9 protein-coding genes and 1 tRNA gene are annotated in these 12,437 nt (G+C 59.3%); 4 read left to right on the top strand and 6 right to left on the bottom strand.

Annotated features, from left to right (window positions below):
- Positions 1 to 46 precede the first annotated feature (46 nt).
- From NW834_RS05205 to NW834_RS05190, 4 genes are all read right to left on the bottom strand, one after another.
- Positions 47 to 1,672, bottom strand: a complete 1,626-nt coding sequence (locus NW834_RS05205) for a copper resistance CopC/CopD family protein (RefSeq protein WP_414426237.1) — start codon at positions 1,670 to 1,672, stop codon at positions 47 to 49.
- Positions 1,673 to 1,689: 17 nt separating this feature from the next.
- Entirely contained in the window at positions 1,690 to 2,283 is a 594-nt protein-coding gene (locus tag NW834_RS05200) for a YcnI family protein (protein ID WP_414418545.1), read from the bottom strand.
- Positions 2,284 to 2,345: 62 nt separating this feature from the next.
- Entirely contained in the window at positions 2,346 to 2,693 is a 348-nt protein-coding gene (locus NW834_RS05195) for a hypothetical protein (RefSeq protein ID WP_414418544.1), read from the bottom strand.
- A complete protein-coding gene (locus NW834_RS05190) occupies positions 2,693 to 3,034 on the bottom strand; it encodes a c-type cytochrome (protein WP_011433133.1) in 342 nt (113 codons plus the stop codon). The genes NW834_RS05195 and NW834_RS05190 overlap by 1 nt, the downstream gene beginning before the upstream one ends.
- Positions 3,035 to 3,169: 135 nt before the next feature.
- Here NW834_RS05190 and dnaG point away from each other — a divergent pair, with 135 nt between their 5' ends.
- A complete protein-coding gene (gene dnaG, locus NW834_RS05185; protein WP_414418543.1) occupies positions 3,170 to 5,110 on the top strand; it encodes a DNA primase in 1,941 nt (646 codons plus the stop codon).
- 156 nt (positions 5,111 to 5,266) lie between these two features.
- On the opposite strand, the gene alaS is transcribed toward dnaG, so the two are convergent.
- Positions 5,267 to 7,939: an alanine--tRNA ligase gene (alaS, locus tag NW834_RS05180; protein ID WP_414418542.1), complete on the bottom strand. Its 2,673-nt coding sequence runs from the start codon at positions 7,937 to 7,939 to the stop codon at positions 5,267 to 5,269.
- Between the two features lie 284 nt (positions 7,940 to 8,223).
- Between alaS and NW834_RS05175 the strand changes: the two genes are divergently transcribed.
- Positions 8,224 to 9,885 carry a protein kinase domain-containing protein gene (locus NW834_RS05175; protein ID WP_414418541.1) on the top strand — a complete coding sequence of 554 codons (1,662 nt, stop codon included), beginning with the start codon at positions 8,224 to 8,226 and terminating at the stop codon, positions 9,883 to 9,885.
- A gap of 231 nt (positions 9,886 to 10,116) precedes the next feature.
- Here the strand turns inward: NW834_RS05175 and NW834_RS05170 are convergent, their stop codons facing one another.
- Positions 10,117 to 10,629, bottom strand: a complete 513-nt coding sequence (locus NW834_RS05170) for a hypothetical protein (protein WP_414418540.1) — start codon at positions 10,627 to 10,629, stop codon at positions 10,117 to 10,119.
- Between the two features lie 49 nt (positions 10,630 to 10,678).
- On the opposite strand from NW834_RS05170, the gene NW834_RS05165 reads away from it, so the two are divergent.
- Together NW834_RS05165 and NW834_RS05160 are read left to right on the top strand one after the other, a co-directional pair.
- Positions 10,679 to 10,752 (top strand) — tRNA-Asp (locus tag NW834_RS05165).
- A gap of 159 nt (positions 10,753 to 10,911) precedes the next feature.
- A complete protein-coding gene (locus NW834_RS05160) occupies positions 10,912 to 12,093 on the top strand; it encodes an aldo/keto reductase (protein WP_414418539.1) in 1,182 nt (393 codons plus the stop codon).
- Positions 12,094 to 12,437: the final 344 nt, after the last annotated feature.

Genomic DNA, 12,437 nt, shown 5'->3' with positions numbered 1-12,437 from the left:
TTTCTGCTTTTTCTTTTCGCGATCTTCAATGTCTGTAACAATTCAGTCAGAGAGAAACCGCGATCTGACCTCGCCGCTCTTCAAAATCGCTGATCAGCAGTCTCACCTCGATCTGCCATTCCCCCGCCAGGGCCAGAGGCACATTTTCCACCACAAATTGGCCAGGCCCATCCGGCGCTACAGTGCGGCGTAGAGGGGGGATCCCCTGTTCTGGCAGGGAAAACCCAAGGGTCAATTCCTGGGCCGGGACTCCCTTCACCTCAGCCCGAATTTGATTTTCCCCAGGACGACAGGGCAGAATCCTCAGGTGCAGGCTGCCTTCCGGCCAGTTCAAGCGCTCTTCACAACTGGTCTGCCAACCTGATTCCAGGGGGGATCCCATGCCCTGCCTCCCATGACTGGGGGGAGCCTGGGCCACCAGGAAGCTGGTCAAGGCCAGCACCAGAATCAGCCCCACCAACTCCAGGCGGACGATCCGGCGCAGCGACCGGCCCACCGTCTGCCCACCCTGTTGCAATGCCGGCACCAGCCGAAACTTGTTGTGGGCGCCCAGCCCCACCATCATCAGCACCAGCAGCAGCTTGGCCCAGAGATACTGCCCATACGGATGATCCCAGTCCCAGCCGCGGTGGATCCCACCCATTCCCACCCCTGCCAGGATCAGTCCGGGCACTGCCCAGGTGGCCACGTCAGAAAACCGTTGGATGATGCCTACAGATGGGTAGGGAGCAGATTCCTTGCCCAGCAGGCGCTCCAGCCCCCACAACCCTCCCAACCAGAAAGCTGAACCGGCCAGATGCAGCCCCAGCAGCGCCATTGTCCCCATCGGATGCTCACTGGTGAGAGCATGGCCAATGGGCAAAAAGGAGCCGAGCACCAACACCGACCCCATACCGCTGGCCCAGACGGCACCTCCCTCACAGGCCCAGATCAGGATCCCTAGCCCCACCAGCCGCAGCCCTGTACCCCAACCGTAGGGAGAAAGCATCACACGCAGCAGCTCTCGCCCATTGAAGTGGGGGTAAAGCTGGGCCAAATGCAAACCGAAGGCCACCGCGGTCAAACTGAGGGTGATCCAAGCTGTCGCAAAAGCCCAAGATAAGGGCTCCGCCCCGCTGACGCGATCAGAATCGGCGAAACTGCTCCGCTGCCCCCGCAACAGTCGCCACCAGCCCAGCACCCCCACCACAAAGAGGCTGCCCAAGTAGATCCCCCAGCGTACCCCCACCAGCGGCCAGTACAAGGGATCCCTTCCTTGGGCGTGAGCTGTCCTCGCCGCCTGCAATTGCCCAGGATCGGCTGCCCCCACCTGGAAGGCAAACGATCCACTCACCGGATGGGAATCGGCAGAAATGGCCCGCCAGCTGACAATGTAAACCCCCTCTGGGATCTCCTGGGGCAGATCCCCCTGCGGTGCCTCACCCCTGGTCACCCGATTTTCCAAGGGCAGAGCTCGTCCGTTGCTGTCTAAAACCTGGAGCTGTGTGATCTGCACCGGCTCATTGAAAACAAGCCGCACCTGGGCCGGAGCTTCCTGCAACACTGCCCCATCCTCCGGGAAGGTGGAGAGCAAGCTGGCATGGGCAAAAACGGGCTGGATCCCGGCCACCCACAGCAAGAGGCAGAGGATCCCAGCCCAAATCCCAGCAAAACCCCTTTTGGGATGAAACATGCTCCTAAGCAGACCGCTTAGCGGGTACCGTGACCATGCCCATGTCCATGCCCGTGGCCGTGCCCATGTCCACTGTCTCCACCTGTCAGCTTCAGCAGCGGAGCCGGCTCCGGCAAACTGTTGGGATCCTCGCCAGGCTGAGCCACCTGAATCCAGCGGTACATGCCCTGCTCGCACTCCTGGATTGCCGGGATAGCTATAGTCTCACCAGGGCGATCCGGCAGCTTCACACCAATGCTGAACTCGTCCATGAGCCCGTCTGGCAGCGAGCCGCCGCTCCAGATCACCTCGGCAACCGTTTCGGTAATCATCTTCCCATGCGACTCATAGGGGGTCTCCAGCGGCTTTTTGACCGTCTCGATTTTCCACAGGGGATGCACCATCGGCTTCACAGAGACGAATCCCTCCGGAATCTGCACCCGCAGGCGCACGGTCGGGGATCCATCGCAGCCATGGGGCACCCGAAAGGTGAGCTTGGCAAAGCTGCCCGCCGGGGCCTCTTTGGGATGGACGGTGACATGGGCCCAGGCAGAGGAAAGGGGTAAAAAACTCATTCCCAGGGCCAGCAGAGATTTCTTGGCCAGGGTCAAGTAACTTTGCAGACTGAACATTCGCAGATGCTCCTTACAAGCCTGTAGAGAAAGAGAAAAATGCAGTGTTTGTTGGTCAAAACCTAGGGGTGGTGATGGGATCCGTGGGATTCCGTTATGCTCATGCTGTGCTGTCCCCAACTGGAGAGGCCCATCGACACCAGGCCGGCACTGGCCAAGCCCATCGACACCAGCCCGAAGGAGAGCGCCCCCATAGCCACTAGGCCAATGGAGAGGATGCCGTGGGTCACCACGCCGATGGCCACTACCCCATGGGCAGAAATGCCCACCGCCACCAAGCCATGGGCTCCCACGCCAACCGACAGGATTTTGCGGCGGGATCCCTTCCCTTCACATCCCTGCTCGTGAGGCAGCCGCTCCGCCGGGCTTTCCTGCAGCAAGGCTGGATCTTGAGTCCTCTCTTTGGACACTAGCCTCTACTCCAGTTGTGCTCAGCGCGATCCAAAACGTAGGCCGCCACCGCCTCGATCTCCTCCGGCTTGAGAATCTTGGCAAAAGCCGGCATGGCCCCTTTGCCGTTTCTCACTTGGGCCTGGATCAGCTCAGGGGTATCTACGTGGTACTCATGAAGAGCCGCCAGAGAAAGGTTTTTCGCTGCCACCAAAGTGTTGCGCCCGTTCAAGTGACAACCCACGCATTTGGCCTGAAAGACCTTGGCTCCCAAGGCCAAATCAGGCTCAGCAGAAGCCATTTGCGGGCCTAAAAAGAGGGCAAATACTGCCACCAAAAGCCCGATAAAAAGGTTGATCATTCGCATTTTCATCTCAGGGACTGACCGAAAACTAGCCTTTAAGGCCCGCCCATTATCCCAAGCCCGTTGGGCCAGGTCAAAAGACAGCCTGTCGAGTTTCCCCCGGCTACTATAAGGTCAGGATCCCCTGCAGCCATGAGCGGTCTGCCCCCCGATTTCATTCAGTTGGTGCGCCAAAAGGCCGACCTCGTGGAAGTGGTGGCCGAAAAAGTGGTGCTGCGCAAGCAGGGGAAGAACTTCGTTGGGCTTTGCCCTTTCCACAACGACCACAAACCCAGTTTTCAGGTCAGCCCCAGCAAGCAGATCTACAAGTGCTTCTCCTGCGGGGCAGGGGGAGATGTGCTGCGCTTTGTCATGCAGACCGAGCATCTTCCCTTTGCCGAGGCCGTGCGCCACTTGGCGCGGCGATACCACATACCTCTGCCCACCCGCAATCCCGAGGCGCAGCCCTTGGGATCCCTTGATGAGCGGGAACTCTCCCACCGGGAAAAGCTGCTGGAGATTTTGGCCATGGCCGCCGATTTTTATCAGCATGCCCTCCGCTCCCAGCTAGGATCCGCCGCCCGCCAGTACCTGCACAGCCGCCACCTGAGCGAAGAAACTTTGCAAAAATTTCAAATCGGCTTTGCTCCCCCCGGCTGGCAATCTCTCTACGAATACTTGGTCAACCACAAGCGCCAACCGGTCAAACTTTTAGAAGAGGCTGGATTGCTGGTTCCCCGCCAGCAGGGATCCGGCCACTACGACCGCTTTCGCAACCGGATCATGCTGCCCATTTTCGATGTGCAGGGGCGGGTGATCGGGTTTGCCGGCAGAGCCTTGGGGGAGTCAGGACAGCCCAAGTACCTCAACTCTCCAGAAACAGAGCTCTTCAACAAAAGCCAGGTGGTCTATGGCCTCAACTTTGCCCGCGATGCCATTGCCAAGGCCGATCAAGTCCTGGTGGTGGAAGGCTACTTCGATGTCATCGCCCTGCATCAGGCGGGGGTTGCCTATGCCGTAGCCGCTATGGGCACCGCTTTGACGCCCCACCAGGTGAAGATCCTGCTGCGCTACACCCAATCGAAGCGACTGATTCTCAATTTTGATGCGGATCGGGCCGGTTTGAACGCCGCCAACCGAGCCATTGAAGCCGTTGAAGAACAAGCGCGGCGCGGAGAAATTGAGCTGCGCATTCTCACCCTTCCTGAGGGCAAAGATGCCGACGAGTTTTTGCGGGAGTACAAGAGCTCGGCCCCGCCGACGCGAGCGGTTGCTGAACTGCAAACCCTGATCGAGCAAGCTCCCCTGTGGCTGGATTGGCGAATTGAACAGGTGCTGGCCGGTCGGGATCTGAGCCGGGCCGCCGATTTTCAACAGGCCCGTCAAGCCCTTGTGCAACTGCTGGCCGGTTTGGGTGGACAATGGCGCTCTTTGTATTTGCACAAAGTGGCAGAATTGCTCAGCCGCGGCAACGGTCGCCTCAGTCGAGATTTGGAAGAAGACCTGCGCCGAGCCGTGCGGCAGTACCGCTGGGCCAAACCCCAGCAACCTTCCCTCAATAAGGGATCCAAACTCTTGCAATCTGAGTCCCATCTTTTGCAGATCTTTCTGCATTTTGGCGAGTATCGCCACGAAATTCGGCAAACTTTGCTGGAGCGAGAGCTGCAATTTAGTTTTCGCCCCCACCGGGAGCTGTGGCAGCGGATCTTGGAACTGATCTCGGCACAGCCGGAGCTGGAAGACCGGGGAGAGACTTTGCTGACGGCTTTGCGCACCCTCTGTGCCCAAGATGAGCAGCTCAACGAGCGCCTCAGCCATCTGCTCTGGTTGGACGAAAATACCCGCGTAGCCCTGATGCGTCCACGGATGGTGGTGCGGGCCGCCATTGCCAACATGGAGCTGGAAATTCGCCAGAAGCGCTACCGCTACTGGACCCAACTGTGGGATCAAGCCTTTTCCGAAGGCAACACTGCCCTGGCCGCCCAGTACCAGGCCAGCATCCAGCAGGAATACCAAGCGATTCAGGCGCTGCAGCGGCAGGTGCAACTGAGCCTGGAAGACATGTCGGAAACCCCACTGGCCGAAGATCTATAGTCATTTCGATTTAAACCTAAACCCATAACCCAATACGGGGCCAGAAGGCTTCCTTCAACAGCCCAGGCGTCTCACCCTAAACTGAACAGCACTCTAAACTGAACGACTGTAGTGGCTGATGGACGGCCTGTTGCTGCTCAAAGGGGCTTCGCTCCGCTAACGGGAGATTAGCTCTGCTTGCAACCGCTCCCGGGCCACCTGCAAAGCCTCTGCCAATTTCTCCGGCTGTTTGCCCCCAGCTTGGGCCAAGTTGGGCCGTCCGCCACCACCGCCCCCAGTCAGTTTGGCGATCTCGCCGATGAAGGATCCCGCCTTCAGGCCAAGTTGCTGCACCGCAGGGCTAAAGGCAGCCACCAGGCTGACCTTGCCGGCTTCCGGCACCGATCCCAGCACCACTGCCCCTTCCCCCAGCTTGGAGAGCAGATGCTCGGCAGCGGTTTTGAGGGCCTCAGGGGTGGTGGATCCCAGCTCGGCCACCAACACCTTGAGATCTCCGACGGCAACCGCCTGGGCCAGCAGACTTTCGGCCTGTAGCAAGGCCAACTGGCTGCGCACCTCTTCCAGTTCCTTCTGGGCAGCTTTCAGCTCCGCCTGTAGGGCGGCAACCCGCTCCGGCAGTTCCTGGGGCTTGGCTTTAAATTGAGCGCTCAGCTCCCGCACCACCCTGTCCCGTTCGTTCAGGTATTCCAGCACAGCCGGCCCGGCCACGGCCTCGATGCGGCGGATCCCAGCAGCCACCCCGGTCTCGGCGATGATCTTGAACAGGCCGATCTCGGCGGTGTTGTTGACATGGGTGCCACCGCACAGCTCCATCGACACCCCCGGAAAGTCGATCACCCGCACCTCGGCGCCGTATTTTTCCCCGAACATGGCCACAGCACCTCTGGCTTTGGCCTCGGCCAAGGGCATGATCGCCACTTGAGCAGCATGGGCCTCGGCAATCCAGGTGTTCACCAAGTTCTCGATCTGTTCCAGCTCCTCAGGGGTGACTGGCCGGGATAGGGTGAAATCAAAGCGCAGCCGGTCAAAGGCCACCAGGGATCCCGCCTGACCAATCGAGGGATCGACAATTCTTTTCAGGGCCGCCTGCAGCAGGTGGGTGGCGGTGTGGTGGGCTTGGGCGCGCCGCCGACAGGCCAGGTCGATTTGGGCTTGGACGGGATCCCCCACCCGCAGGATCCCGCGTTCCACACGGCCAAAGTGAACGAACAGATCCCCTTGCTTTTGCACATCTTCAATCCGCACCAGCAGGCCATCCCCGGAGAGGTAGCCCCGGTCACCAATTTGCCCGCCGGACTCGGCGTAGAAGGGCGTGCGATCCAAAACGATCTGCACCGCTTGCCCTGCCTCCACTTGGGGCACCGATTTCCCCTCGACCAACAGGGCCTCGACCACACCGCGGGCAGAAGATTGGCTGTACCCCAAAAACTCCGTTTGGCTGAGGAAATCCGCCAGCTCGTCCAGGGATCCCTGGGCTGTGAGGTCGATGGTTTGGTGGGCGGCGCGGGCCCGCTGCCGCTGTTTCTCCATTTCTTGTTCAAAGCCCTCCAGATCCACACTGAAGCCGTGTTCTTGGGCGATTTCTTGGGTCAGCTCCAGCGGAAAACCGTAGGTATCGAAGAGCTTGAAGGCGTCGGCGCCGGAGATCTGCTTTTGGGAGCCGGTGGAGTGCTCCGCACCGCTGTCACGACGGGAAGATTCGACAGCAGCAAACAGATCCAGCAGCAGCCGTTCCCCCCGCTCCAGGGTTTTGAGAAACTGCTCTTCCTCCCGTTGCAGCTCGGTCTTGATCAGGGTTTCTCGCTCCCGCACCTGAGGATAGGCAGCCTCGGCCAACTGAATCGCGGTCTCGATCACCGGGATGGTGAAGGGCTCGCCGATCCCCAGCAATCGCCCGTGGCGCACCATCCGCCGGATCAGCCGCCGCAGCACATAGCCCCGATCCACATTGGAAGGGAGCACCCCATCGGCAATCAAGTGCATCACTGCCCGCGCGTGATCCCCGATCACCTTCAGAGAGATCTGCTGCTCCGGGTTGGCCTTGGAGTAGTTCAGCCCGGCGATCCCAGCCGCCGTTTGAATGATGGGAAAGATCAAGTCCGTCTCGTAGTTGTTGGGCACCCCCTGCAACACTTGGGCCAACCGCTCCAACCCCAGGCCGGTGTCGATGTTTTGCTTGGCCAGCGGCATCAGGTGACCTTCGCTATCCCGGTTCAGCTCCATGAACACCAGGTTGTAGATCTCCAGAAAGCGGGAGTCATCCTCCAAATCGATCCGCTCATCCCCCAGCTCCGGCTTGAAGTCGTAGTAAATCTCAGAACAAGGGCCACAGGGGCCGGTGGGGCCGGCAGCCCAGAAATTATCCGCCTCTCCCATGCGCTGGATGCGGTGGGCCGGGATCCCTATCTCATCTCGCCAGAGGGCAAAAGCCTCCTCATCTTCGCGAAAGACGCTCACCACCAGCCGTTCCGGGGGCAGGCCGAAAACCTCCGTCACCAGCTCCCAGGCCCAGGCGATGGCCTCTTTTTTGAAGTAGTCGCCAAAGCTGAAGTTGCCCAGCATCTCGAAGAAGGTGTGGTGGCGCGCCGTTCGGCCCACATTCTCGATGTCGTTGGTGCGCACACATTTCTGGGCCGTTGTAACCCGTGGGTACTCCGGATCCCGTTGCCCCAGGAAAATGGGCTTAAAGGGCAACATGCCGGCAATGGTCAGCAGCACCGTCGGATCTTCCGGCACCAAGGAGGCGCTGGGCAACACCTGGTGGCCCCGCTGAGCGTAGAAGTCCAGAAAAGTTTGCCGAATGGCGGCACCGGAAAGCGCTGGAAACATGACAGGCGAAGATGGCTGTATTCATCAATTCTAAGTTTTCCCTCTGCAGGGCAGTCCAGCCCTTGTTGTTCTCCTCTGTTCCACCAAACCCCATCCGCCGAAAACCTAAGCGATTTGTCCGATTAACCTCAGGGCGGGCAGACGCTAAGATCAGCCTATCTGAGGCAGTTGTGCAAGATTTGTTTCTTCTTGGTCTAACCTGTATGTATCTCTCACAACTTGCCTGCCGACTTCTTGGCTCCGTCTCGGTTGTCCGGATCGCCAGCCGGTAACCCCAAACTGGTATGCCCACTTGCTACTGCCTTAACCCTGCCTGTTTGCACCCGGAAAACCCGGCGGATGCCTCTACCTGTGCCTCTTGTGGCCATCCCCTCCTGCTGCGCAATCGCTACCGGGCCTTCAAGCGCATCGGCCAGGGGGGATTTGGCTCTACCTTTTTGGCGCGGGATGAGGACATGCCCTCCAAACCTTGGCGGGTGATCAAGCAGTTGCGCCCGGTCGAGGGATCCCCGCAACTGGCCAAGCTGGCGGAGGAGCTCTTCAATCGCGAGGCCCAAGTGTTGGAGCGCCTGGGCGAACATTCGCAGATCCCCAAGCTCTACGCCCACTTCCAGGAAGGCGGCAAGTTCTACTTGGTGCAGGAATTTATCCAGGGCACCACCCTCTCCCAAGAAATGCGTCGCAATGGGCCCTTTTCCGAAGAACAAACCCGGCAGGTGATGCAGGAGGTGCTGCTGATCCTCAGCTATGTCCACAGCCACAACACGGTTCACCGAGACATTAAACCTGCCAACCTCATTCGTCGCAAAGAAGATGGTCGATTGGTGCTGATCGACTTTGGGGCCGTAAAGGAACTGGGGCCAGCCCAGGAGCAGGCGGCAGAAGTGACAGCAATCCGCTCCCTTGGCTTTTCTCCCCCGGAGCAAGTAGCCGGCCAGGCGGTCGGTCCCTCTAGCGATCTCTATGCTTTGGCGGCTACCTGCATCAACTTGATGACGTTGGAATCTCCGGCCAAGTTTTATAACCATGAAACGGGACAGTGGGATTGGTCGGATTGCCTGCAGCTCAGCCCGGAATTCGACGCCATTCTGCACCGCATGTTGCAGCCGGCCATCAATCAGCGCTTTGCCACCGCCACCGAGGTCTTGCGGGCGTTGCAAGGGATCCCGGTGGAAGAGGCAGGCGGCCCGATCTCTCAGCCGATTGTGTTGCCCAGCTCTCCCCTGTCTGCCAATCCCAGCACATCGGTGATCTCCGGCTACTGGGCCAAGCGCCGCTCAGGCGGTTTCTCGCCCACACCCCTACCTCAGTTCACTGCAGGGGGAATGACAGCCAGCAGCCCGCTATCCATCCCCTCTGAGTGGGGGAGCACCACCGGTTTTACCCAACTGGGCCGAGCCAGCAGCATCACAGGCAGCGGACGGATCAAGCCGGCTACCCCACCGCGGATCCCTTCCATGGCGGGGGCCGATCTACGGGGCAAGTCCTTTGCCAACCAAAACTTGGCCGGCTATGATTTGCGCCAGGCCGATCTGCGGGGGGCCGATTTCTCAGGGGCCAACTTGCAGGGGGCGGATCTGCGCGGCATCCTCTTCAACACCCCTCAACCCTACTGGCTGCGGGTTTTGATCCAACTGTCTGGATCGGCCAAGACGTTGGGAGGGATCCTGACAGGCTTGGGGGGGCTGCTGGGCTCAGGGATCCTGGCCTTTTTGCTTGTCCGCCTGACCACGGGCAATTTGGTTTATGCGTTAGGAGCGGCTGGGATCGCCTTGGTGGTGGCCAGCTCGGTGATCTGGTCGATGGGCGGTGGGGTTCGTTTGGCTCGATACCCAGAAGAAAAGAGCAAGCGCTTTACCAACTTTTGCAAAGCGGATCTACGGGGGGCGCGGATGGACGAGAAGCTACGGAAGTTTGCCCGTCGGCAGGGAGCCATTTTAAGCTGACGCAGGGCGGATTGCGGATCTGGCGGATCTGGAATTTTGCGTTGCGATCTTTAACTTTATAGATCTTTAATAGTTCTATAGTTGTTTCAGGTTAGGATGAGACGTCTGGGCTACTGCTCGCGCCGGCGGGACGGAGTCCTTAGAAAAGCCTTCTGGCCCTCCGCATTCAACGCTTTGTCCTAGTTTGAATCGAAATGACCACAAAACCATAAAAGAGAAAAGTTCAAGAGCTCAAGCCATTGAAGGGGGTGGAGAGGCCCATCTGCGAAGCGATTGATTGACCTGTTCCATCAAAGCTCGGCAGGCTACGGTTTTGCCCTGTTGCCGATCCCCAGCTTGGTCGTAAAAGACAATACCATCGGCCCGAGAAAGGCCCAACGCCAAGAACAACAGCTCCAAGACCCCAAAAGAAGCGGTCTCCAGCTCCGGCGCTCGATCCTTAAGCTCTGCCAGCGTGGTGTGGGCATCTTCCAGGTGGCCGAAGGCCGGGATCCACAGATGAGTTGCCGGCTCGGATCCCTCTGAGGACAAAGACTCCGCCTCGCCAGCAGCAGGATCCTCGACCACCCGCACCGTCAGCCAGCCGCCATCGGGGTAGCGCAAGGTGGTGTATTGCAGGTGATCCAGGTGTTGAGCCACCTGGGTGAGCACATCCGCCACCTGTTGCATTGCCGCCGTCGGGATCCCGTTTTGGGGAGCAGTATCCACAAGGGTTGCGGCCTGTGCTGCCAAACTAACCACCATGATTGACAACAATCCTCATTCACATCCAGAATAGATATTCGCAGCGATTGGGGCTGTAGTTCAATTGGTTAGAGCACCGCCCTGTCACGGCGGAAGTTGCGGGTTCGAGCCCCGTCAGCCCCGTACTCTTGAGAACACTCTAGCTTAGTCGCTCTCCTGCAGCCTCATATCTCCAGACTGATCTGATTTCTGATGGAGACTGCTGCGCAACGCGGTCGGCCTGGGGTTTAAGCTTCGGCGGTGGGGCCACTCTAAAATGGGGCTTAGTCCAGGGGAAAAACCATGCAGTATCGCAGATTTGGGCGTACCGAGCTGTCTATGCCCGTGCTGAGCTGTGGTGGCATGCGCTATCAACACAGTTGGCAAGATACTCCTTGGTCAGGGATCCCAGCGGCAAGCCAGCAGAACCTGGAGGCGACGATTCGCCGGGCCTTGGAGGTGGGCATCAACCACATCGAAACTGCCCGCGGCTATGGCACTTCTGAAATGCAGTTGGGCCGCATTTTGCCGCTCTTTCCCCGGCAAGATCTGATTGTGCAGACGAAAATTGGCCCCAGCGCCGACCCGAAGCAGTTCCTGGCCAAGTTCGAGCAATCGATGAGCTACTTGAACCTCGATTATGTGGATCTGCTGGCCATCCACGGGTTGAATACCTGGGAAGACTTGGAGCACAGCCTGCGTCCAGGGGGGTGTCTGGAGGTGTGTCAGCGCCTGGTACGGCAGGGGCGGGTGCGTTTTGTCGGCTTCTCCACCCATGGGCCGACGGAGTTGATCGTGGAAGCCATACGGTCAGGGGGCTTCGATTACGTCAACCTGCACTGGTATTTTGTCAACCAGACCAACTGGCCCGCCATTGAGGCCGCCGCTCAGCAGGATATGGGGGTATTCATCATCAGTCCCTCGGATAAGGGGGGCAAGCTTTACGATCCGCCCGCCAAGCTGGTGCAGTTGTGCCAACCCCTTAGCCCGATGGTCTTCAACGACCTGTTCTGTCTGTCCCATCCCCAGGTTCACACCCTCAGCATTGGGGCGGCCCGACCCAGCGATTTTGATGAGCACCTGCAGGCGGTGGAGTTATTGGATCGGGCTGATGAGCTGTTGCCGCCGATCCTGGCCCGCCTAGAGCAAGCTTTGATCGAGCAGGTGGGGGAACACTACGCCAAAACTTGGCACCAGGGCCTGCCTCGCTACGACCAAACCCCCGGACAAGTGAATATCCCGTTCATTCTGCTGCTGCGCAATTTGGTCTTGGCCTATGACTTGGTGGACTATGCCAAGAGCCGTTACAACCTGTTGGGCAATGCCGGCAGTTGGCTCCCCGGCCAGCGGGCAGACAAAGTGGATGCCGAAGCCCTGCGACCTTATCTTATCCACAGCCCCCACCGCGACCGGATCCCGGCTTTGCTGCAAGAAGCCCATCGCCTGCTCTCTGGAGCTGAGGTGAAGCGCCTATCTCAGAGCTAGCTTGCTCAGGGATCCCCCCGTTTGACGGTCGAGATCCGGTGGAGAAGATGATATGGCAAGGTTTACTCTTTAACCGCAGGAAAAAAAGAGTTGTCAGCTCCCGCCAGCGGCTCCTTATCTCATTTGGGTAGCTCGTGTTAGAGTGTAAACTACCCGACCCTGACTGCTTCGCAGTACAGGGCGGGCTTTCGGCCTCCGGCCCGCTGGCGCGAACGGTAGCCCTGCAGTTGGCAAGCCAACCACGTTCGCGAAGCGAGCCGTAGGCTTGACCTCTAGGCTGGTTTACGGCAGCCCCCAAAAGCGCAATCACCTTCGCACCGTTAAAATCCGCATCCCCTTCCCAA

The sequence above is a fragment of the Synechococcus sp. R60.1 genome (genome assembly GCF_047461835.1).
In the GTDB taxonomy this organism is placed as follows: Bacteria; Cyanobacteriota; Cyanobacteriia; order Thermostichales; family Thermostichaceae; genus Thermostichus.
Note: the sequence above shows the minus strand (reverse complement) of the source record. Positions and strands in the feature narration are given on the sequence as shown.